Here is a 21810-nt window from a genome sequence, read left to right as displayed (position 1 = left end):
CGTCGTGGTCGTGACCAAACCCGCGACGCAGCGCCCCCGGCTGCCCAGCGTGGGCCGGCTCGGGTTGGTCGATCCGCAAGCGGCCGAACGCATAGCGCAACTGGGCTGGCACGACCACGACGACCAGGCCCACGTCGACCTGCTGTGGTCGCTGTCGCGCGCCGCGGACCCCGACGCCGCCCTGCTCGCCCTGGTGCGGCTGGCCGAGAACCCGGACGCCGGGTGGGACGAGCTCAACGCCGCCCTGCTCACCGAGCGCCCCCTGCGCGGGCGGCTGTTCGGTGTGCTCGGCGCGTCGCTGGCCCTCGGGGATCACCTGATCGCCCAGCCGCAGTCCTGGAAACTCTTGCGCGGCAACGTCACCCTGCCCACCCACGACCAGCTGCGCACGAAGTTCACTGAGTGCGTCGAGGAGGTGCTGGCCGACCCCGGTTCGGCGATGGTGCGCCTGCGCACCCTGTATCGCGATCAGCTGCTGGTGCTGGCCGCGCTGGACCTGGCTGCCACCGTCGAGGACGAGCCGGTGGTGCCGTTCACCGTGGTGGCCGCGCACCTGTCGGACCTGGCCGACGCCGCGCTGGCCGCCGCGTTGCGGGTGGCCGAGAGCACCGTGTGCGGCGACAAGACGCCGCCGCGGCTGGCGGTCATCGCGATGGGCAAATGCGGTGCCCGCGAACTGAACTACGTCAGCGACGTCGACGTCATCTTCGTCGCCGAGCACGCCGACACCCTCACCACCCGGGTGGCCAGCGAGATGATGCGGCTGGCCTCCGAGGCGTTCTTTCAGGTCGACGCCGGCTTGCGGCCGGAGGGCCGCAGCGGCGAGCTGGTGCGCACCGTCGAGTCGCACATCGCCTACTACCAGCGGTGGGCGAAAACCTGGGAGTTCCAGGCGCTGCTGAAGGCGCGCGCGGCGGTGGGCGACGCGGAGCTCGGACAGCGCTACCTGGACGCGCTGATGCCGATGGTCTGGGTCGCCTGCGAGCGCGAGGACTTCGTGGTCGAGGTGCAGGCGATGCGGCGGCGGGTCGAGCAGCTGGTGCCCGCCGAGGTCCGCGGCCGCGAGATCAAGCTCGGCAGCGGCGGGCTGCGCGACGTCGAATTCGCCGTGCAGCTCCTGCAGTTGGTGCACGGGCGCAGCGACGAGTCGCTGCACGTGGCGTCGACGGTGGACGCGCTGACCGCGCTCGGCCAGGGCGGCTACATCGGGCGCGAGGACGCCGCGAACCTCACCGCCTCCTACGAGTTCCTCCGCCTGCTCGAGCACCGGCTGCAGCTGCAGCGGCTCAAGCGCACCCACCTGCTGCCCGAGCCCGACGACGAGGAGGCGGTGCGCTGGCTGGCGCGGGCCGCCCATATCCGGCCCGACGGCCGCCACGACGCGGCCGGGGTGCTGCGCGAGGAGCTGCGGCACCAGAACCTGCGGGTGTCGCAGCTGCACGCGAAGCTCTTCTACCAACCGCTGCTGGAATCGATCGGCCCGGCCGGGCTGGAGATCGCGCACGGCATGACCTCCGAGGCCGCCGAGCGTCAGCTGGCCGCCCTGGGCTACGAGGGCCCGCAGTCCGCTTTGAAGCACATGTCGGCGCTGGTCAACCTGAGCGGGCGGCGCGGCCGGGTGCAGTCGGTGCTGCTGCCCAGGCTGCTGAACTGGATGTCGTACACGCCCGACCCCGACGGCGGGTTGCTGGCCTACCGGCGGCTGTCCGAGGCGCTGTCCGGGGAAAGCTGGTATCTGGCCACCCTGCGCGACAAGCCCGCCGTCGCCCGCCGGCTCATGCACGTGCTGGGGACCTCGGCGTACGTGCCGGACCTGTTGATGCGCGCGCCCCGGGTCATCCAGGACTACGGCGACGGGCCGAGCGGCCCGCACCTGCTCGAGACCGAGCCCGCCGCGGTGGCCCGCGCGCTGGTGGCCTCGGCCGCCCGCTATTCCGACCCGGTGCGGGCGATCGCCGGGGCGCGCACCCTGCGGCGCCGCGAGCTGGCCCGGGTGGCGTCGGCCGACCTGCTCGGCATGCTCGAGGTCGTCGACGTGTGCAAGGCGCTGACCTCGGTGTGGGTGGCCGTGCTGCAGGCCGCGCTGGACGCGATGATCCGGACCAACCTTCCCGCGGACGGTAAGGCGCCGGCGGCCATCGCCGTCATCGGCATGGGCCGGCTGGGCGGCGCCGAACTGGGCTACGGCTCGGACGCCGACGTGATGTTCGTGTGCGAACCGGCTTCCGGCGTCGAGGATTCCGTCGCCGTGCGCTGGGCGACGACGGTCGCCGAGCAGGTCCGGACGCTGCTGGGAACGCCCAGCGTCGACCCGCCGCTGGAGGTCGACGCCAACCTGCGGCCCGAGGGCCGCAACGGTCCGCTGGTGCGCACCCTGGCCTCCTACGCCGCCTACTACGGGCAGTGGGCGCAGCCGTGGGAGGTCCAGGCGCTGCTGCGCGCGCACGCGGTCGCCGGCGACGCGGAGCTGGGGCAGCGGTTCCTGCTGATGGCCGACAAGACGCGCTATCCACCCGACGGGATGTCGTCGGAGGCGATGCGCGAGATCCGCCGCATCAAGGCCCGCGTCGACGCCGAGCGGCTGCCGCGCGGCGCCGACCCGAACACGCATACCAAGCTGGGCCGCGGGGGACTCGCCGACATCGAATGGACCGTGCAGCTGCTGCAGCTGCGGCACGCCCACGAGATCCCCGCGCTGCACACCACAACGACGCTGGCGTGCCTGGACGCGATCGCCGAGGCCGACCTGGTGCCCGCCGACGAGGTGGAGCTGCTGCGGCAGGCCTGGCTGACGGCCACCCGGGCCCGCAACGCGCTGGTGCTGGTCCGGGGTAAGCCCACCGACCAGCTGCCGGGCCACGGACGCCAGCTGAACGCGGTCGCCGTGGCCGCGGGCTGGCCGACCGACGAGGGCGGCGAATTCTTGGACAACTATTTACGGGTGACGCGACGCGCAAAGGCCGTCGTGCGCAAGGTGTTTGGAAGTTGAGTCAGGAGGCCGGCGCGTTGGACGCCATATTCGAGGTGCTCAGCGCGACGGAAGCCGATCGCGTGACCGCGCTGTATGCACCGTTGGCCGATGCGGTCCGCGAGCTCGTCGACGCGACCATCCGCACCGAGGCCGACGACGACGTCGTCGCCGAGGCCCGGCGCGCGATCGAGGCCGTCACCGCATCGCTGCGGGAACGCACCCGCCCGATCGGGGTGAGCTACCGCGTCGACGGCCGCCCGCTGCCGTTGGGCAACGCCGCGATTGGCGTGTGCAACCCCATCGCCCCGCCGATCGTCGTGCACCACGAGGGCGACGGGCGCTGCTGGAGCGAGTTCGTTCTCGGCTCGGCCTACGAGGGCCCGCCCAAGCTGGTGCACGGGGGCGTCAGCGCCCTGGTGCTCGACCACATGCTCGGCGAGGCGGCCAGCGAGGGCCTGTCCAAGGCGCGGTTCACCGGGACCATCACCGTGAAGTATCTGCGCGGCACGCCGCTGGGCCCGCTTCGTTGTGAGGCGTGGGTCGACGGCAAGGAGGGCCGCAAAGTCTTTGCGCGCGGCACCATTTCGGATTCCAATGGCGTCACCGTCGAGGCCGACGGCGTCTTCATCGAGCCGGCGTGGGCGGCGGAGGAGCAGTGAAGTTCTACATCAGCAGCGCCTTTTTGAACACCCGCGAAATCATCGAGCTGGCCAAGGCCGCCGACGAACTCGGCTACGACGGGATCGGCATTCCCGACCACGTCGTCAACCTCGAGACGCTGGACACGCCGTACCCGTACACCAAGGATGGGGAACGGCGCTGGCAGCCGTTCACCGACTGGCCCGACCCGTGGGTGCTCGTCGGCGCGCTCGCCCAGGTCACCACGCGGTTGCGCTTCGTCAACACCGTCTACATTCCCGCGATGCGCAACCCGTATTCGGCGGCGAAAGCCATTGGTACCGCGGCGGTTTTGGCGTCGGGCCGGGTGGAGCTGGGCATCGGCGTGGGCTGGTGCCGCGAGGAATTCGCGTTGATGGGTGAGCGATTCGAGGCCCGTGGCAAACGCACCGACGAAATGATCGGGCTGATGCGGGCGCTGTGGTCGCCGGGCTGGACGGAGTTCGAGGGTGAGTTCTATACCGCGCCGCGCCTCGAGATGCAGCCCACCCCGCCGCCGATCCCGGTGTACGTCGGGGGACTCAGCGAGATCGCGCTGCGCCGTGCCGCCCGCAACGACGGCTGGATCGGGGATCTGATCAACACCCAGCGGGCGCTCGATGCCATCGGCCGGCTGCGGGAGATGCGGGCCGAAAACGGTTTGTCCATGGACGATTTCACTGTGTTGACCCCGCTGACCGACGCGTTCACCACCGCCGATTATCGGCGCGCGGAGGCCGGCGGCATCACCGGCATCATCACGATGCCGTGGATGTTCTACGCCGGGCCCGACGCCAGCCTCGACGACAAGATCGACGGCATGCAGCGCTTCCGGAAGGACCTGTCACTCGACGGGTAGGAGACACCTGCTTTGCGGCGGGTTTACCGTGCGTAGGGGTCGGTGATCTCGCGGAGCTGATCCAAGATCTGCTGCAGCAGTGTGAAGTTGCGGGTACCCAGGTAGGCCTTCCACTCCGAGTGGATCTAGTCGAGAGTTGCCGTGGCTACCGCGACCGCGCGCCGGCCACGTTGCTCGATGACGATCAATCGGGCGCGGCCATCCGCGGGGTCGGGGACCCGGCGGACATAGCCCAAGCGTTCGAGTTGATCGACCAGGACGCCCGCGCTCTGCTTGCTCATTTGCGCCTGTTCGGCGAGGTCTGTGAGGCGCGAACCGTCCGGGGCGATGCGCTGGAACACGCGGCACTGGGCAAGGGTCCAGTCGTCGAATCCGGCATCCTGGAGCGCCCGGAAAATCCGGTCTTCGGTGTACCGGTACGGGATGAACAACGACACCCCTAGATCAATCCGCTGCTCGTCGTTCATGCTGCCCTCGGCTCCATCGCCCACGTGGTCCAACGAAATTCACACCCTACGTCCACCGCTACTGCGCTCGGCGGCCCTGCATCACCTGGGTGACTTGCTACATGCCGCTGTTGCGGGCATGGCCTCCGACCATCAGATTAGTAAATATCATTGACTACCATAGACGTCGGCTTGGTCCTAATCTGTTATGGAATCTTGACATTAGCCGAGAGCATGGACGATAGTAGTCAACGTTCCTGACGAGTTACCCGGCGATGGAGGGGTGGCTACCGCGAGGCGGGCCCCGCTCACCATCACGCCCTTTCATCCGTTTCATCCGTTCTAGAGAAAGCGAAAATTTTGTGAAGTTTCTTGTCCTTGGAGCAACCGGCCGCACCGGCCGTCTCTTCGTCACGAAGGCCCTCGACCAGGGTCACCAGGTCACCGCCCTCGTTCGGCGGGCCGACGCCACCGTTGACCCGCGCGCCCACGTCGTCGGCGGCGACGTCACCGACGCCGCCGTCATCGCAACAGCAGCCCGAGGGCACGACGCGGTCATCAGCGCACTCGGAGTCAAAAACGTCCGCCAAACCCCGACGCTGATCACGGACACTGTCCGCGCCGTCATCGCGTCCGCCAAACATCGGGTGTTGACCGGTTTGTGATCGTGTCCGCATTCGGAGTCGGCGACTCCCTGGCCAAGGCATCGTTTCTCGCCGGCCTGATATTTCGCACGGCGCTGCGCAAGAAGTACGAAGACAAAGCTGCGTCCGAAGTGCTCTTGAAAGCCAGCGGCCTGAAATGGACCCTCGAATACCCCGGGGCATTGAACGACGGGGTCGGCGGCCGTTACACCGCGAGGGCGCTCGATGACGTCACGACGTTGCCGATGCTCCCCTCAACCTCTCGCGGAAACGTCGCCGACTTTCTCCTCCACTCCGCCTTAGAGGACACGTTCATCCGTCAGGTCGTCGTCGTCACCGACGCCAAATAGGTCGCCGCAGCGGGCGCTGCCCACGGGGCAGGTTTCGGCGGCGGAACTCGCCGCGGATGCAGTCGCGGCGGCCGAAAACGAAACCACCCGCGCGGCAACCGAACCGCGCGGGTGGTTTCGTCAAGCGTCCTTAAACGTCGTAGTACAGCGCGAATTCGTAGGGGTGCGGCCGGATCTGGACCGGCAGGATCTCGTTCTCGCGCTTGAAGTTGATCCACGTCTCGATGAGGTCGGGCGTGAAAACGCCGCCCTCGGTGAGGTATTCGTGGTCTTCTTCCAGCCGGTCGATCACCGCGGACAGCTGCGTGGGCGCCTGCGGGATGTTGGCGGCCTCTTCGGGCGGCAGCTCGTAGAGGTCCTTGTCGACCGGGGCCTGCGGCTCGATCTTGTTCTTGATGCCGTCCAGGCCGGCCATCAGCATGGCCGAGAACGCCAGGTACGGGTTGCCCGAGGAGTCGGGGCAACGGAACTCGAGGCGCTTGGCCTTCGGGTTGGTGCCGGTGATCGGGATCCGGACACAGGCCGAGCGGTTGCGCTGGCTGTAGACCAGGTTGATCGGGGCCTCGTAGCCGGGAACCAGACGCTTGTACGAGTTCACGGTGGGGTTGGTGAACGCCAGCAGCGACGGGGCGTGGTGCAGTAGGCCGCCGATGTAGTGGCGGGCGGTGTCCGACAGGCCGGCGTAACCGGTCTCGTCGTACATCAGCGGGCTGCCGTCCTTCCACAGCGACTGGTGGGTGTGCATGCCGGAGCCGTTGTCACCGAACAGCGGCTTGGGCATGAACGTGACGGTCTTGCCGTGCTGCCAGGCCGTGTTCTTGACGATGTACTTGTAGAGCATCATGTCGTCGGCCGCGTGCAGCAGCGTGTTGAACTTGTAGTTGATCTCGGCCTGGCCGCCGGTGCCCACCTCGTGGTGACCCTTTTCCAGGCTGAAGCCGGCGGTGATCAGGTTGGACAGCATCTTGTCGCGCAGGTCGACGTAGTGGTCGACGGGGGCGACGGGGAAGTAGCCGCCCTTGGGGCGGACCTTGTAGCCGCGGTTGGGGCTGCCGTCGAGCTCGTTGGGCGAGCCGGTGTTCCACCAACCCGAGATCGCGTCGATCTCGTAGAACGAGCCGTTGGTGCGCGAATCGAAGCTCACCGAGTCGAAGATGTAGAACTCGGCCTCGGCGCCGAAGTACGCGGTGTCGGCAACGCCGGTGCTGATCAGGTAGTTCTCGGCCTTACGGGCGATGTTGCGGGGGTCGCGCGAGTACGGCTCGAGGGTGAAGGGGTCGTGCACGAAGAAGTTCAGGTTCAGGGTCTTGGCTTCGCGGAACAGGTCGATCTGCGCCGTCGCGGGGTCGGGCAGGAGCAACATGTCCGATTCGTGAATGGACTGGAATCCGCGAATGGACGAGCCGTCGAATGCCAAGCCGTCCTCAAAAACGCTCTCGTCGAAAAACGAAATCGGAATGGTGAAGTGCTGCATGATGCCGGGCAAATCACAGAACCGCACGTCGACAAACTCGACGTTTTCGTCCTTCGCGAGTTTGAAGACGTCGTCGGGCGTCTTTTCCGTCACAGAGTGCTCCTTTACTTGGTGAGATCCGCGGCCTGACGCTAGGGAGCAGATGTTGCCCGTCAGTCAACCCGATGTTGCGCGCACGTTACGTGACCATGCCACACGCAAAAAGTGGCCGCTTTGGCGGCGGGTTCTATTGTGGGGCCATGGATCGCAAGATCGTATCTTTTCTGGTGGCAGAGCGCACCGTCCGCCCACCGTTCCGGACCCGGCCGTCGGTTTATTCGGACCCCGGTCCGCGGCGATGATGCCGGAATCGCGATCCGCCTACCCCGGTGAAAAGCTGGGATTGCCTGAGAGCGGGCCGGGCTCGCTGGCGCGGATGGGACGACGGCTGGGCGCGCTGACCATCGACTGGCTCATCGCGTTGGGGCTGGCGGCGCTGGCCATGCGGCTCGGGTGGTTACCCGAAGGGGCGCTGGCGACCGCCGAGCTGGTCGTCTGGTTCGTGCTGGGCGTGGTCTCGGTGCGACTGTTCGGCTTCACGCCCGGCCAGCTGGCGCTGGGTCTGCAGGTGGTGACGGTGGACGGGCGCGGGCTGGTCGGCACGGGCCGCGCGGTGGTGCGCGGCCTCCTCGTCGGCACCGTGGTCCCGGCGCTGTTCACCGACTGGGACGGTCGCGGGCTGCAGGATCGGCTGACCGCGACGGCCGTGGTGAGGCGCTGAGCGCCGAGTTCGACCCGCTGCGATTACTTGCGGCGCACCGTGCGCTGCACGCCGCGCATCTTGCCGGCGTTGGGCAGCGGACCCTTGGGCATGACGGCGGCCCCGGCCCGCGTCCCCAGCGCGGCCAACCGGGACTCCAGCGTGTCCATCTGCTTGACGGTGATGTTGGCCGGCAACCGGGTGAGATGGCGCTCCAGCTTGGCCAGGGGCACCTCGTCCTCGCCGTTGCCGACGATGATGTCGTAGATCGGCACGTCCCCGATCAGGCGGGCGGTGCGCTTCTTCTCCTGCGCCAGCAGTGGGCGCACCCGGGTCGCCGAGCCCTCGCCGACCAGGATCACGCCGGGACGGCCGATGACGCGGTGCACGGCGTCCAAGTGGCCGGTCGCGGCCACGCCGGGGGTCACCCGCCACTTGCCGCGCAGGTTGTCCAATGCCCATGCGGCCGCCCCGGTTTGGCCTTCGGCCTTGCGGTAGACGGACTTCTGGGCGCGGCGCCCGAAGACGATGAACGCGACCAGCGCGCCCAGCACCACGCCGAGCGGGATCAAGGTGATCATCGTCAGCCCGCCGGCCCAGAGCCCGACGCCCACCGAGACGCCCACGATCAGCACGAAGGCGCCGATCATGTACGGCAGCAGGCGCTTGTCCTCCTGGCGTTGCAGGTTGAACGCCTGCCACAACTGGGTGCGGCGCTCCCGCGCGGCGGCCTTGCGGGCGGCCTGCGCCTGCGCTCGGGCGGCCTTGTTCTCAGCGGCAGTGCGGGATTTAGCCATAGTCAAAGAATACGTAGTGCCCCGACGGTCACCGTGCCGCGGCGTCCGAGGCGCGGGCGGCGGCCGCTTGCTGATACAGCCGCCCCGCGCGATACGACGAGCGCACCAGCGGCCCCGACAGCACCCCGGAGAACCCCAGCTGCTCGGCGTGCTGCGCGAACTCGACGAATTCCTCCGGCTTCACCCACCGCTCGACGGGGTGATGCCGCGCCGAGGGCCGCAGGTACTGGGTGATGGTGATGATGTCGCAGCCGGCGTGACGCAGGTCGGCCAGGGCGGTGCGCACCTCGTCGGGGGTCTCGCCGAGGCCGAGGATGAGGTTGCTCTTGGTGACCAGCCCGGCGTCACGCGCCGCGGTGAGCACGTCCAGGCTGCGCTGGTAGGTGAAGGCCGGCCGGATGCGCTTGAAGATCCGCGGCACGGTTTCGACGTTGTGCGCCAACACTTCCGGGCGCGACTCGAACACCTCGGCCAGGCGGGCGGGCTCGCCGTTGAAGTCGGGGATCAACAGCTCGACGCCGGTCGACGGGTTGAGTTCCTTGATGGCGCGCACCGTCTCGGCGTAGAGCCACGCGCCCCCGTCGGGCAGGTCGTCGCGGGCCACCCCGGTAACCGTGGCGTAGCGCAGCCCCATCGTGCGCACGCTGTCGGCCACCCGCCGGGGCTCGTCGCGGTCCAGCTCGGCGGGCTTGCCGGTGTCGATCTGGCAGAAGTCGCAGCGACGGGTGCACTGGTCACCGCCGATCAGGAAGGTGGCCTCGCGGTCCTCCCAGCATTCGAAGATGTTGGGGCAGCCGGCCTCTTCGCAGACCGTGTGCAGGCCCTCGCGCCGGACCAGGCTCTTGAGCTCGGTGTATTCCGGGCCCATCTTGGCCCGCACCCTGATCCACGGCGGTTTGCGCTCGATCGGGGTTTCGGCGTTGCGCACTTCCAGGCGCAGGAGTTTGCGTCCCTCGGGTGCGACAGTCACATCGCTGATGCTACGCGCGCGGCGCTGTCGTGCTCGCGCACCGGCAGCACCCCGTCCAGGGCGTCGCAGACGGCATCGGCGACGCTCGTGCGGATGTCGTCGACGCTCACCGGGCGGCGCAGTTCGGCCGACAACGACGTCACCCCGGCGTCGCTGATGCCGCACGGCACGATGGCGTTGAAGGCGCCCAGGTCGCAGTCGCAGTTGAGCGCGAACCCGTGCAGGGTGGTGGCGCGCGACACCCGCACGCCGATCGCGGCGACCTTGCGGTCGGGCCGGCCGTCGGCGCCCGGCACCCACACCCCGGACCGGCCCGGGACGCGGACCGTGTCCAGGCCCAGGTCGGCGCACACCTTGATCAACGCTTCCTCGAGCCGCCGCACGTAGTTGACCACGTCGAGCGGTTCGGCCAGGCCGATGATCGGATACCCGACCAACTGGCCGGGTCCGTGCCAGGTGATCTTGCCTCCCCGGTCGGTGTCGACGACGGGGGTGCCATCCGTGGGCCGCTCGTGCGGCTCGGTGCGCCGTCCCGCGGTGTAGACCGCCGGGTGCTCGAGCAACAGCAACGTGTCGGCGCCGCCCGCGGCCCGGGCGTCGGCCAGGTCGCGCTGCTGCTGCCAGGCCACGCGGTAGTCGACGGTTCCGAGCTGGCGGACGTCGATCAGGGACCGGCTGGACCGGATGGAATCGATCACCTTCGCGACGGTACTCGGCCCGCCCGCGCGAGGGTGACGCACGTGCCGCTAGTCGTGGTCGCGCCGGGCGGTGGCGTAGCCGAGCGCCTCACCAATCGTGTTGTGGTGGAACAGAAAACCGGCGCGCTCGAGCGCCGACGGGATGGCCCGCTGGCCCGTCAGCAGGCCTTCGTCGGCGAACTCCCCGAGCGCGGCCCGCACCGCGAACCCGGGCAGCATCAACGGCGTCGGACGGTTGACCGCCCGCCCGAACGCGGTGGTGAACTCGGCGTTGGTGACCGGCGCGGGCCCGGTCATGTTCACCGGCCCCGACAGCGCGGTGTTCGATATCGCGAACAGCAGCGCGCGCACTTCGTCCTCCAGCGTGATCCACGACATGTACTGCCGACCACTGCCCAGCCGGGCCCCGAGGCCCGTGCGGAACAGCGGCCGCAACCGCCCCAGCGCGCCACCGGCGGGGGAGAACACCAGCCCGGTGCGGGCCAGCACCACGCGGGCGCCGCCGTATTGGGCCGGCAGCGTGGCGGCCTCCCAGTCCTCGCACAGCCGGGCCAGGAAACCGCTTCCGGCACGGTCGTTTTCGTCGACCACGCGGTCCTTGGTGTTTCCGTAGAAACCCACCGCGCTGGCGTTGACCAGGGTCGCCACCCCGGCGTCGGCGACCGCGTGCGCCAGGACTTCGGTGGGGGCGATGCGGCTGTCGCGCAGGCTCTGCTTGAAGGCGCCCGACCAGCGGCGCTTGCCGATGTTGACGCCGCACAGGTTGACGACGGCGTCGACGTCGCCCAGCGTGTCGGGGTCGAGGTCGCCGCTCTCGGGGTTCCAGTGCACCTCGTCGGCGTTGCTCGGCGCGCGACGCACGATGCGCAGCACGCGGTGGTCGGCGGCCCGCAGGGCCGCGGTGAGGGCGGAGCCGATCAGCCCGGACGACCCTGCGACCGCGACGACGAACTTTTGACCAGCCACGTTCGCGCTCAGAGCCCGAGGTCTGCCTCGAACGCTCCCTCTTCGAGCCGGTGCTTGATGGTGGTCAGGAACCGCCCGGCGTCCGCGCCGTCGATCAGCCGGTGGTCATAGGTCAGCGGCAGGTAGCAGATCGAGCGGACACCGATCGATTCGTTGCCGAATTCGTCGACGATCACCCGGGGGCGTTTGACGATGGCGCCGGTGCCCAGCATCGCGGCCTGCGGCGGGACCAGGATCGGGGTGTCGAACAGCGCCCCCTGGCTGCCGATGTTGGTGATCGTGAACGTGCCGCCCGAGAGCTCGTCGGGTTTCAGGTTGCCCGAGCGGGCGCGCGCGGCGATGTCGGCGATCGCCCTGGCCAGCCCGGCCAGCGACAGGTCGCCCGCGTTGTGCACGACGGGCGAGAGCAGACCCTGTTCGGTGTCGACCGCGAAGCCGAGGTGCTCGGCGTCGAAGTAGGTGATCTCCTTGGTTTCCTCGTTGTAGCTCGCGTTCACGTTCGGGTGGATCTTGAGGGCGTCGATCACCGCGCGGGCGATGAACGGCAGGAAGGTCAGGTTCACGCCTTCGCGTTCGGCGAACGCCGCCTTGGCCCTGGCCCGCAACCCGACCAGCCTGGTCATGTCGACCTCGTGGGTCTGGGTGAGTTGGGCTGTGGCCTGCAGGGATTCGCGCGTCTTGTTGGCGGTGATCTGACGGATCCGGCTGGCCTTCTGGGTGGTGCCGCGCAGGTGCGCCAGCGCCGGTGCCGGGGTGGGCGCGGGAGCGGCCTTGCGGGCCTCGCCGGCAGCGGGGGTGGGAGTAGCGGCGGCGGCGGGCGCCTTGTCGGCCTGCTGCTTGCGCTCGGCGGCCGCCAGCACGTCTTGCTTGCGGATGCGGCCGCCCACTCCGGTGCCGGTGACCGATCTGAGGTCGATGTTGTTCTCGGCGGCCAGTTTTCGCACCAGCGGCGTCACATAGGGGGTGCCGTCGCCGCTTGCGTCCGCCGGCTGGGCCTGTGCGGGTTGGGCTTTCGGCTCGGGTGCCGCCTTCGGTTGCGGTGCGGGGGCCGGCGTCGGTTCGGGCTTCGGCTGCGCCTGGGGCTGTGGTTGTGGTTGTGGCGCGGGTTCCGGCTTGGGTTCGGCCTTGGGCGCGGGCGGCGGCTGCGGCGCGGCGGGGGCGGCGGCCTCGGAACCGCTGCCGATGCGGGCCAGCTCGCCGCCGACGGGCACGGTGGCGTCTTCCTCGGCGGTGATGCTGATCAGCACACCGGCCACCGGCGACGGGATCTCGGTGTCCACCTTGTCGGTGGACACCTCGACAAGCGCGTCGTCGACCTGGACCGAATCGCCGACCTTCTTGAGCCAGCGGGTCACGGTGCCCTCGGTCACCGACTCACCCAGTTCGGGCATCAGCACCGGGGTGGCGTCGCCGCCGCCGGAGCTCTGCTGGGCCGGCTGCGGCTCGGGCTGGGCCTGGGGCTGCGGCTCGGGCTCGGGTTGCGCCTCGGGCTGGGTGGGGGGCGCCGACTGCGCCTGCGGCTCTTGCTGGCTCGGCGCCTGGGATCCGCCGTCCTCGTCGCCGATCACGGCCAGCTCGCCGCCGACCTCGACGGTGTCGTCTTCCTGGGCGACGATCTTGGTCAGCACACCCGCGGCCGGCGACGGGATTTCGGTGTCGACCTTGTCGGTCGACACCTCGACGAGCGGCTCGTCGAGTTCGACCGTGTCGCCTTCCTGCTTGAGCCAGCGGGTGACCGTCCCCTCGGTGACGCTCTCACCGAGTGCCGGCATCTGGACGGAGAAGGCCATCTTTTCTGACTCCTCGATCGCTCGTGGGTCGGGGCGGGTCGTGCAGCTCGCTTGTGGAAGGCGAAGTAGCAATCCAAAACTATCCTGTCACTGCGGCCGCGCCGCCACGCAGCCAGGGCAGATACCGCGCGCTGGCCGGGTGACCCCGATCACGCTTGCTACCGTGTGGCCACGGCAGCCAGAGCGGGAGGTCCGATGCCGCCATCACAACAACTACCCCGGCATTTCGTCGACAGCGCGGACGGCGCGCGCATCGCCGTCTACGAAGAGGGCAACCCCGAGGGCCCCACCGTGGTGCTGGTGCACGGCTTTCCCGACTCGCACGTGCTGTGGGACGGGGTCGTGCCGCTGCTGGCCGAGCGGTTCCGGATCATCCGCTACGACAACCGCGGCGTCGGCCTGTCCTCGGTGCCCAAGCCGGTATCGGCCTACAGCATGGATCGCTTCGCCGACGACTTCGCGGCGGTGACCGGCGAGCTGAGCCCGGGCGCGCCCGTGCATGTGCTGGCCCACGACTGGGGCTCGGTGGGGGTGTGGCACTACCTCAAGCGCCCCGGCGCGGGTGACCGGGTGGCCACGTTCACGTCGGTGTCCGGACCCGCTCAGGACCAACTGGTCGACTACATCTTCACGGGCCTGCGCGCGCCGTGGCGTCCGCGTACTTTCCTCCGGGCGCTCAGCCAGGCGCTGCGGTTCACGTACATGCTGCTGTTCTCGATCCCGGTGCTGGCGCCGTTGTTCCTGCGGCTGACGCTGTCGGTGCCGGCGCTGCGCCGCAACGCGGTCGACAACATTCCCGTCGAGCAGATCCATCATTCCGACAAGCTCGCGCGCGACGCCGCCCAGTCCGTGAAAACCTATCCCGCCAACTACTTTCGCTCGTTCTCCGGTCGCAAGGGCGGCGTCGCGGTCATCGACGTGCCGGTGCAGCTGATCGTCAACACCAGGGACAAGTACGTGCGGCCGTACGGGTACGACCACACCCCGCGCTTCGTGCCGCGGCTGTGGCGCCGCGACATCCGGGCCGGTCACTTCTCCCCGATGTCGCACCCGCAGGTGATGGCGGCGGCGGTGCACGACTTCGCCGACCTGACCGAGGGCAAGCAGCCCAGCCGCGCCCTGTTGCGCGCGCAAATCGGGCGCCCGCGCGGATCGTTCGGCGACACCCTGGTGTCGGTCACCGGCGCCGGCAGCGGCATCGGGCGCGAGACCGCGTTCGCGTTCGCGCGCGAGGGCGCCGAGGTGGTGATCAGCGACATCGACGAGGCGGCCGTCAAGGCCACCGCCGCCGAGATCGCCACCCGCGGCGGCGTCGCGCACGCCTACGTGCTCGACGTGTCCGACGCGCAGGCGGTGGAGGCGTTCGCCGAGCGGGTCAGCGCCGAGCACGGCGTACCCGACATCGTGGTCAACAACGCCGGCATCGGGCAGGCGGGCGGGTTCCTGGACACCCCGGCCGAGCAGTTCGACCGGGTGCTCGACGTCAACCTCGGCGGGGTGGTCAACGGCTGCCGCTCGTTCGGGCGGCGGATGGTGGAGCGCGGCACCGGCGGCCACATCGTCAACGTGTCGTCGATGGCCGCCTACGCCCCGCTGCAGTCGCTGAGCGCGTACTGCACGTCGAAGGCGGCCACCTACATGTTCTCGGACTGCCTGCGCGCCGAACTCGACACCGCCGGCGTCGGCCTGACCACGATCTGTCCCGGCGTCATCGACACGAACATCATCAAGACCACCCGCTTCGACGCGCCCGCGGGAAAGCTGGCCGAGGCCGTCGACGGGCGCCGCGGGCAGCTGGGCACGATGTTCGCGCTGCGGCGCTACGGCCCCGACAAGGTCGCCAACGCGATCCTGTCGTCGGTCAGGAAGAAGAAACCGATCCGCCCGGTCGCGCCGGAAGCCTATGCGCTGTACGGACTTTCGCGGGTGGCGCCGCAGGGTCTGCGCAACGCCGCGCGGATGCGGGTGATCTGAGGCGATTACGGGCCCGTGGCCGCGCCGCGGCGCCCGGTCAGCAGGGTGGCGCCGATCGCGATGACGCCGAGCACGGCCAGCGGGATGGCCCACGCCCGGCGGCCACCCACCGACGACTGGCACTGCGCGACAAAGTCGGTGTGCGGGACGATCTGGTTGAGGATCGGGATATTCGCGCCGTTGCTGTTGTTCGCGCTTCTGGCCTCGGAGAGATCCGTCGCGACGGCGTTGCCACACCCCACCGAGTGGCCATTGCTGTCGGTGACCGACACCGGCGCCAACAAACCGATGACCCCGGCCAGCAACAGCACCGCGCCCACACCGATGATCAACCGTCGCGCCGTCATGGTCCGCCTTTCTCGCCATTTACTGCCGGGGATTACGACCGCTTGCAGATTAACCGGAGCGAAGCGCCGATAAACCCGGACGGATACAGCGCCCGTTGGTGGGTATCCCGCCGCAGTAGTCACGAGCGGAAAGGATGTGCGGTGATCACTGCGACGCGAGAGGTGCCCGTCCCGTGCGAGCGGGTGTGGGAGGTGCTTGCGCAGGGCTGGACCTACACCCAGTGGGTGGTCGGCAACAGCCGCATGCGCGCCGTGGATCCGAACTGGCCGGAGGCCGGCTCCTCGATCAGGCATTCCATCGGGATCTGGCCGCTGGTGATCGACGACGCCACCATCGTGGAGGAAAGCGAACCGCCGCACAGGCTGGTGTTGTGCGCCCGCCTGGGGCCGATGGGCGCCGCGCGGATCACGATGCTGCTGCACGAGATTCCGCAGGGGTGCCGGATCGAAATGATCGAGGTGCCGGTCGAGGGACCGATGAGCCTCGTTCCCGATTCGGTCGCGTTGGCCGCGGCCTACCCGCGTAACAAGGAGTGCCTGTTGCGGCTGGCGGCACTAGCGGAACGTCTGGAGCCGAGCCAGGTGAAGTGACCGTGCACGACGCTGCCGACGCGGTCGTCATCGGTGCCGGGCACCACGGGCTGGTTGCCGCCGCGATGCTGGCCGACGCGGGGTGGGACGTGCTGGTGCTGGAGGCCCAGCCGGAGCCCGGCGGCGCGGTGCGCAGCGCCGAGTTGACCCCGGGCTACATCACCGACCTGTTCAGCTCGTACTACCCGATGACGGTGGCCTCGCCCGCGATCGCCGCGCTGCGGCTCGAGGACCACGGCCTGCGATGGTCACACGCGCCCGCGGTGGTGGGCCACCCCCGCGGCGGCGCCGACGACGACCCGCCCATCATCTACCGCGACCCGGCGCGCACCGCCGCGGAATTCGCGCGCCGCGAGCCCGCCGACGGCGAAAACTGGTGGCGCGTCGTGAAGTTGTGGGAGCGCATCAAGGCGCCCCTGCTCGACGCCATGCTGGCGCCGTTCCCACCCGTGCGCCCGCTGCTGCGGCTGCTGGCCGAACTCGGTACGTCGGAAGCGATCCGGGTCGCGCGCCTGCTGGTGCAGCCGGCCAACACCATGGCGAGCGAGCTGTTCGCCGGGGAGGCACCGCGAGTCTTGTTGTTGGGCAACGCCATGCACGCCGACGCCCCGCCCGATGCGCCGATCAGTGGCGCCATGGGCTTTTTGATGACGATGCTGGCCCAGGACTGCGGCTGGCCGGTGCCGGTCGGCGGGTCGGGTCAGCTGACGGCCGCGCTGGTCAGCCGTGCCCGCTCCGCCGGCGCGCGAATCGAGTGCAACGAGAACGTTTCTCGCATCGAGGTGCGGGGCGGCCGGGCGGTCGCGGTGACGACGGCCGGGGGGCGCACGGTGCGGGCGCGTCGGGCGGTAGTGGCCGACGTGACGGCGCCGCGACTGTTCTGCGACATGCTGCCCGCCGACGCGGTGCCGCCCAAGGTGCGGCGCGACCTCGAGCACTTCGCGTGGGATCCGCCGGTGGTCAAGGTGAATTATGCGCTGCGCGAGCCGGTTCCGTGGCGGGCGCAACGGCTGCGCGGGGTGGGCACCGTGCACCTCGGGGCCGACGGCGACGGGCTGGTGCGCTGGATGGCCGACCTGAACACCAAGACGGTGCCCGAGCATCCGTTCATGTTGCTGGGGCAGACCACCACCGCCGACCCGACCCGGTCGCCGGCGGGCACCGAAAGTGTGTGGGCGTACACGCATTTGCCCCGCAATGTCGCCGACGACTCCTCTGCCGAGCGCCTCGCCGGCTCGGTGGACCGGGTCATCGAGGAGCATGCGCCCGGCTTCGGCGCGGCTGTGATCGACCGGTTCGTGCAGCGGCCGTCGGACCTGGAGGCCAGCGACGCCAACCTGCACCTGGGCGCGCTCAACGGCGGCACCGCGCAGCTTCAGCAGATGCTGATCTTTCGACCGGCGGCCGGGATGGGCCGGGCCGAAACCCCGGTCGAGGGGCTGTATCTGGGCAGCGCGTCGGCCACCCCGGGCGGTTCGGTGCACGGCGCCTGCGGGCGCAACGCGGCCAACGCGGCGCTGGCCGCGGGCGGGGTCAGCGGCTGGCCGCGGCGCAGGCTGACCCGCGCCGCGATGTCGCTGCTGACGAAATAGTCTGTGCGTCAGCCGTTTTCGGCGATGTCCTCGAGGACCGCGAACATGGTGCGGACCGGAACGCCGGTGGCGCCCTTGGGCGAATAGCCCCACGGCCCGCCGGTGTTGTAGGCCGGGCCGGCCACGTCGATGTGCGCCCAGCCCACGCCGTCGGCGACGAACTCGCGCAGGAACACGCCCGCCACCAGCATGCCGGCGAAGCGCTGCCCGCTGATATTCGACAGGTCGGCCACCGTGGACTTCAGGTCCTCCTTGAGTTCGTCGGGCAGCGGCATCGGCCAACCGTTTTCGCCGACCCGCTGCGAGATCGCGGCCACGCGGTCGCGGAACTCGTCGCTGCCCATCACCCCGGGGATCCGGCTGCCCAGCGCCACCGTCTGCGCGCCGGTCAGCGTGGACGTCTCGATCAGGTAGTCCGGGTTGTCCTCGCAGGCGCGCACGATGGCGTCGGCCAGGATCAGCCGGCCCTCGGCGTCGGTGTTCTGCACCTCGACGGTGGTGCCGCCGTACTGCGTCAGCACGTCACCCGGGCGCTGCGCCGTCGCCGACGGCATGTTCTCGGCCATCGGCACGGTGGCGATCACGTCGATGGGCAGCTGCAGCTGCGCGGCCAGCGTGACCGTCGCGATGACCGCCGCGGCCCCGCCCATATCCGAGGTCATGTGGTGCATCCCGGCCGCCGGCTTGATCGAGATGCCGCCGGTGTCGAACGTGACGCCCTTGCCCACCAGGGCGACTCGCTTCGCCTGCTTGGACCGCTTGGCCAGTTTCGCGCCCCGGTGGGTCAGCCGCACCAGCCGCGGCGGCCGCGACGACCCCTGGCCGACGCCGATGATCCCGCCGTAACCGCCCTTGCGCAGCGCCTTGTCGTCGAGCACCTCGACCTCGAGCCCCACCGACTCGCCCAAAGCCCTTGCGCGCTTGGCGAATTCGTCAGGGAACAGGTGGCTCGGCGGGGTGTTGACGAAGTCGCGGGCGGTGGCGACCGCGGTCGCGACGGCCGCACCGTGCGCGGCCTCATTCTTGGCGTCCTTGGCGGTGGCGAGCACCGTGATCTTGCCCAGCCCTTTGTCTTTGGGTGCGGACTTGGGGCTGCGGAAGTCGGTGAACCGGTAGCTGCCCAGGATCAGGCCCTCGACGGCGGCCGAGACGACGCCGTCACCGGGCAGCTCGCCCAGCGTGGTGATCACGGCCGCGGTGCTGCCCAGCGACCGCGCGGCCACCCCGGCGGCGCGGCGGACCGTGTCGGCCGGCCACTCCGGCCGCGGCTTGCCCAGCCCGATCGTCAGCACGCTGGACACCGGCAGCGAACCCACCACCAGCCGGTGCACCTGGTCGGCGCCGCCGGTGGCCTCCAGCGCGCGCAGCCCGGACTCGATCTCGGCGACCGCATCCGAGGACAGGAACGGCCCGGCCTCGGTGACGGCCGCGCCCGGCTTGTCGTCGTCGCCGGTCGAGACGACGGGCACGATCAGCACGGTGGACGCGGCGGCGCGCCGGGGCAGCGAGGAGGCGACAGTGACAGCGGGGGAGGCGTAACCGGGTTCTGTGCTCATCCGCATTACCCTAACGGGCCGCCCGTCGCGGCCCCTTAGGGTGAAGAGTCGTGAGCAACGAAGCCGACCTTCTGCACGGACCGTTAGAAGACCGTCACCGCGACCTGGGTGCCAGCTTCGCCGAGTTCGGCGGCTGGTTGATGCCGGTGTCGTATGCGGGCACGGTCAGCGAGCACAACGCGACGCGCAACGCGGTCGGCCTGTTCGACGTCAGCCACCTGGGCAAGGCGTTGGTGCGCGGGCCGGGCGCCGCGCGGTTCGTCAACGCCGCGCTCACCAACGACCTGAACCGGATCGGGCCCGGCAAGGCGCAATACACCCTGTGCTGCACCGAATCCGGCGGGGTCGTCGACGATTTGATCGCTTACTACGTCGACGACGACGAGATCTTTCTGGTGCCCAACGCCGCCAACACCGCGGCCGTGGTCGACGCGCTACAGGCGGCCGCGCCACCCGAACTGACCATCACCAACCTGCATCGCTCCTATGCGGTGCTGGCCGTGCAGGGCCCGCGCTCGGCCGACGTGCTCGGCGAGCTGGGCCTGCCCACCGACATGGATTACATGGCCTACGCCGACACCTCGTATTCCGGGGTACCGGTGCGGGTCTGCCGCACCGGCTACACCGGCGAGCACGGCTACGAGCTGCTGCCGCCGTGGGAGTCCGCCGGTGTGGTGTTCGACGCGCTGGCCGCCGCGGTCAAGGCGGCCGGCGGCGAGCCGGCCGGCTTGGGCGCCCGCGACACGCTGCGCACCGAGATGGGCTATCCACTGCACGGGCACGAACTGTCGCTCGACATTTCCCCGCTGCAGGCCCGCTGCGGCTGGGCGATCGGCTGGAAGAAGGAGGCGTTCTTCGGCCGCGACGCCCTGCTGGCCGAGAAGGAGGCGGGGCCGCGGCGGCTGCTGCGCGGGCTGCGGATGACCGGCCGCGGGGTGCTGCGCGCCGGGCAGACCGTGCTGGCCGGCGACACCCCGGTCGGGGTGACCACCTCGGGCACCTTCTCCCCGACGCTGCAGGCCGGCATCGCGCTGGCGCTCGTCGACACCGACGCCGGGGTCGAGGACGGCCAGGAGATCACCGTCGACGTCCGCGGCCGTCTCGCCGCCTGCGAAGTCGTGCGCCCGCCGTTCGTCGCGGTGAAAACCCGCTAGCCACGCCGCCCGCGCGGGCGAAATCCGATTCGGCGGGCGGATATACAATCGGCGGATGACCAGTGGCTCCCTCGAGTTCACGGTTTCGCGCTCGACACGTCCGGCGACCGACACCGAACGCGAAACCATCCTGGCCGAGCCGGGTTTCGGTAAATACTTCACCGACCACATGGTGGCGATCGAGTACGACGAGGGCCGGGGCTGGCACGACGCGCGCGTCATCCCCTACGGCCCGATCGAGTTGGACCCGTCGGCGCTCGTGCTGCACTACGCCCAGGAAATCTTCGAGGGCCTCAAGGCGTACCGCTGGGCGGACGGCTCGATCGTCTCGTTTCGCGCCGAGGCCAACGCCGCCCGGCTGCGTTCGTCGGCGCGACGGCTGGCGATTCCCGAACTGCCCGAAGAGCTGTTCATGGAATCCTTGCGCCAGCTCATCGCCGTCGACAACGCCTGGGTCCCGTCCGCCGGTGGGGAAGAGGCGCTGTATCTGCGCCCGTTCGTCATCGCCACCGAGCCCGGACTGGGCGTGCGGCCCTCCCGGCAATACCGCTACCTGCTGATCGCCTCGCCGGCCGGCGCCTACTTCAAGGGCGGCATCAACCCCGTCACGGTCTGGGTGTCGACGGAGTACGTGCGGGCCAGCCCCGGCGGCACCGGCGCGGCCAAGTTCGGCGGCAACTACGCCGCCTCGCTGTCCGCCCAGGCCGAAGCCGCGGCCCACGACTGCGACCAGGTGGTGTGGCTGGACGCCGTCGAGCGACGCTTCGTCGAGGAGATGGGCGGCATGAACATCTTCTTCGTGTTCGGCAGCGGCGGGTCGGCGCGGCTGGTCACCCCGGAACTGTCCGGCTCACTGCTACCCGGGATCACGCGAGATTCGTTGCTGCAGTTGGCCATTGACGCCGGGTTCTCCGTCGAGGAACGCAAGATCGACATCGACGAGTGGCAGAAGAAGGCCGCCGCCGGCGAGATCACCGAGGTGTTCGCCTGCGGCACCGCCGCGGTCATCACACCCGTCTCCCACGTCAAGTACGGCGACGCCGAATTCACCATCGCCGACGGCCAATCCGGCGAGGTGACGATGGCGTTGCGCGACACGCTCACCGGGATTCAGCGGGGCACCTTCGCCGACACCCACGGCTGGATGGCCCGGCTCGGGTAGGCGGCTCGGGTAGCCGCTCGATCGCCCGGCCAGGCGGGCGCTCGGGTGTCGGCGCCCGGCTGGCCGGGCGCTC

Annotated in this window: 17 protein-coding genes and 2 pseudogenes; 10 read left to right on the top strand and 9 right to left on the bottom strand. The window is 69.8% G+C overall.

Translation table 11 applies throughout. From position 1 onward, the window contains the following. Nucleotides 1–4: 4 nt before the first annotated feature. Genes QGN31_RS15600 through QGN31_RS15590 form a run of 3 tightly spaced genes read left to right on the top strand, consistent with a single transcriptional unit; the run spans nt 5 to nt 4487 of the window. The gene (locus QGN31_RS15600) at nt 5–2989 is read left to right on the top strand and encodes a bifunctional [glutamine synthetase] adenylyltransferase/[glutamine synthetase]-adenylyl-L-tyrosine phosphorylase (RefSeq protein ID WP_014941789.1); all 2985 of its coding nucleotides are present in this window, start codon (nt 5–7) and stop codon (nt 2987–2989) included. Then, nucleotides 2986–3630, top strand: coding sequence for a PaaI family thioesterase (locus QGN31_RS15595; protein WP_008255971.1), 645 nt, complete (start codon nt 2986–2988; stop codon nt 3628–3630). Before QGN31_RS15600 ends, QGN31_RS15595 begins: the two co-directional genes overlap by 4 nt. After that, nucleotides 3627–4487 (top strand): TIGR03619 family F420-dependent LLM class oxidoreductase, encoded by an 861-nt coding sequence (locus tag QGN31_RS15590; RefSeq protein ID WP_008255973.1) that lies wholly within the window; start codon nt 3627–3629, stop codon nt 4485–4487. Before QGN31_RS15595 ends, QGN31_RS15590 begins: the two co-directional genes overlap by 4 nt. A gap of 23 nt (nt 4488–4510) precedes the next feature. Here the strand turns inward: QGN31_RS15590 and QGN31_RS15585 are convergent. Continuing rightward, nucleotides 4511–4954, bottom strand: a pseudogene (locus QGN31_RS15585) (MarR family winged helix-turn-helix transcriptional regulator). A gap of 254 nt (nt 4955–5208) precedes the next feature. On the opposite strand from QGN31_RS15585, the pseudogene QGN31_RS26360 reads away from it, so the two are divergent. Next, nucleotides 5209–5927 (top strand): annotated as a pseudogene (locus QGN31_RS26360) (NAD(P)-dependent oxidoreductase). 130 nt (nt 5928–6057) lie between these two features. Here QGN31_RS26360 and glnA read toward each other — a convergent pair. Continuing rightward, entirely contained in the window at nt 6058–7494 is a 1437-nt protein-coding gene (gene glnA / locus QGN31_RS15570) for a type I glutamate--ammonia ligase (protein WP_008256020.1), read from the bottom strand. Between the two features lie 244 nt (nt 7495–7738). Here glnA and QGN31_RS15565 point away from each other — a divergent pair, with 244 nt between their 5' ends. Next, entirely contained in the window at nt 7739–8161 is a 423-nt protein-coding gene (locus tag QGN31_RS15565; RefSeq protein ID WP_008256021.1) for an RDD family protein, read from the top strand. A gap of 23 nt (nt 8162–8184) precedes the next feature. On the opposite strand, the gene QGN31_RS15560 is transcribed toward QGN31_RS15565, so the two are convergent. The 5 genes from QGN31_RS15560 to sucB are packed head-to-tail and all read right to left on the bottom strand — an operon-like array spanning nt 8185 to nt 13361. Further along, entirely contained in the window at nt 8185–8937 is a 753-nt protein-coding gene (locus tag QGN31_RS15560) for a DUF4191 domain-containing protein (RefSeq protein WP_008256022.1), read from the bottom strand. Between the two features lie 28 nt (nt 8938–8965). Further along, complete coding sequence (gene lipA, locus QGN31_RS15555) at nt 8966–9907, bottom strand: lipoyl synthase (protein ID WP_008256024.1); 942 nt, start codon at nt 9905–9907, stop codon at nt 8966–8968. Then, nucleotides 9904–10605: a lipoyl(octanoyl) transferase LipB gene (gene lipB / locus QGN31_RS15550; RefSeq protein WP_014382376.1), complete on the bottom strand. Its 702-nt coding sequence runs from the start codon at nt 10603–10605 to the stop codon at nt 9904–9906. Before lipB ends, lipA begins: the two co-directional genes overlap by 4 nt. Before the next feature lie 48 nt (nt 10606–10653). Beyond that, nucleotides 10654–11571 (bottom strand): TIGR01777 family oxidoreductase, encoded by a 918-nt coding sequence (locus QGN31_RS15545; RefSeq protein ID WP_008256026.1) that lies wholly within the window; start codon nt 11569–11571, stop codon nt 10654–10656. Between the two features lie 8 nt (nt 11572–11579). Continuing rightward, nucleotides 11580–13361 carry a 2-oxoglutarate dehydrogenase, E2 component, dihydrolipoamide succinyltransferase gene (gene sucB / locus QGN31_RS15540; protein ID WP_201409283.1) on the bottom strand — a complete coding sequence of 594 codons (1782 nt, stop codon included), beginning with the start codon at nt 13359–13361 and terminating at the stop codon, nt 11580–11582. Between the two features lie 195 nt (nt 13362–13556). On the opposite strand from sucB, the gene QGN31_RS15535 reads away from it, so the two are divergent. Continuing rightward, nucleotides 13557–15335 (top strand): SDR family oxidoreductase, encoded by a 1779-nt coding sequence (locus QGN31_RS15535; RefSeq protein ID WP_201407014.1) that lies wholly within the window; start codon nt 13557–13559, stop codon nt 15333–15335. A gap of 5 nt (nt 15336–15340) precedes the next feature. Here the strand turns inward: QGN31_RS15535 and QGN31_RS15530 are convergent, their stop codons facing one another. Further along, on the bottom strand, nt 15341–15682 hold the full coding sequence (locus QGN31_RS15530; RefSeq protein WP_008256029.1) for a hypothetical protein: 342 nt from the start codon (nt 15680–15682) through the stop codon (nt 15341–15343). 141 nt (nt 15683–15823) lie between these two features. Between QGN31_RS15530 and QGN31_RS15525 the strand changes: the two genes are divergently transcribed. Together QGN31_RS15525 and QGN31_RS15520 are read left to right on the top strand one after the other, a co-directional pair. Further along, nucleotides 15824–16273 (top strand): SRPBCC family protein, encoded by a 450-nt coding sequence (locus QGN31_RS15525; protein ID WP_008256037.1) that lies wholly within the window; start codon nt 15824–15826, stop codon nt 16271–16273. Then, the gene (locus tag QGN31_RS15520; protein ID WP_201409282.1) at nt 16270–17865 is read left to right on the top strand and encodes a phytoene desaturase family protein; all 1596 of its coding nucleotides are present in this window, start codon (nt 16270–16272) and stop codon (nt 17863–17865) included. Before QGN31_RS15525 ends, QGN31_RS15520 begins: the two co-directional genes overlap by 4 nt. 8 nt (nt 17866–17873) lie before the next feature. Here QGN31_RS15520 and QGN31_RS15515 read toward each other — a convergent pair whose 3' ends face one another. Then, a complete protein-coding gene (locus QGN31_RS15515) occupies nt 17874–19421 on the bottom strand; it encodes a leucyl aminopeptidase (protein WP_041784955.1) in 1548 nt (515 codons plus the stop codon). A 50-nt stretch (nt 19422–19471) separates the two neighbouring features. On the opposite strand from QGN31_RS15515, the gene gcvT reads away from it, so the two are divergent. Both gcvT and QGN31_RS15505 read left to right on the top strand, forming a co-directional pair. Beyond that, nucleotides 19472–20575 (top strand): glycine cleavage system aminomethyltransferase GcvT, encoded by a 1104-nt coding sequence (gene gcvT / locus QGN31_RS15510; RefSeq protein ID WP_014384551.1) that lies wholly within the window; start codon nt 19472–19474, stop codon nt 20573–20575. Nucleotides 20576–20630: 55 nt separating this feature from the next. Continuing rightward, complete coding sequence (locus tag QGN31_RS15505) at nt 20631–21737, top strand: branched-chain amino acid aminotransferase (RefSeq protein WP_008256044.1); 1107 nt, start codon at nt 20631–20633, stop codon at nt 21735–21737. The last annotated feature ends 73 nt before the right edge of the window (nt 21738–21810 follow it).

Origin of the sequence: Mycobacterium sp. 2-64 (genome assembly GCF_035918375.1) — a bacterium.
In the GTDB taxonomy this organism is placed as follows: Bacteria; Actinomycetota; Actinomycetes; order Mycobacteriales; family Mycobacteriaceae; genus Mycobacterium; species Mycobacterium intracellulare.
This window is presented reverse-complemented; position numbering and strand designations above follow the sequence as displayed.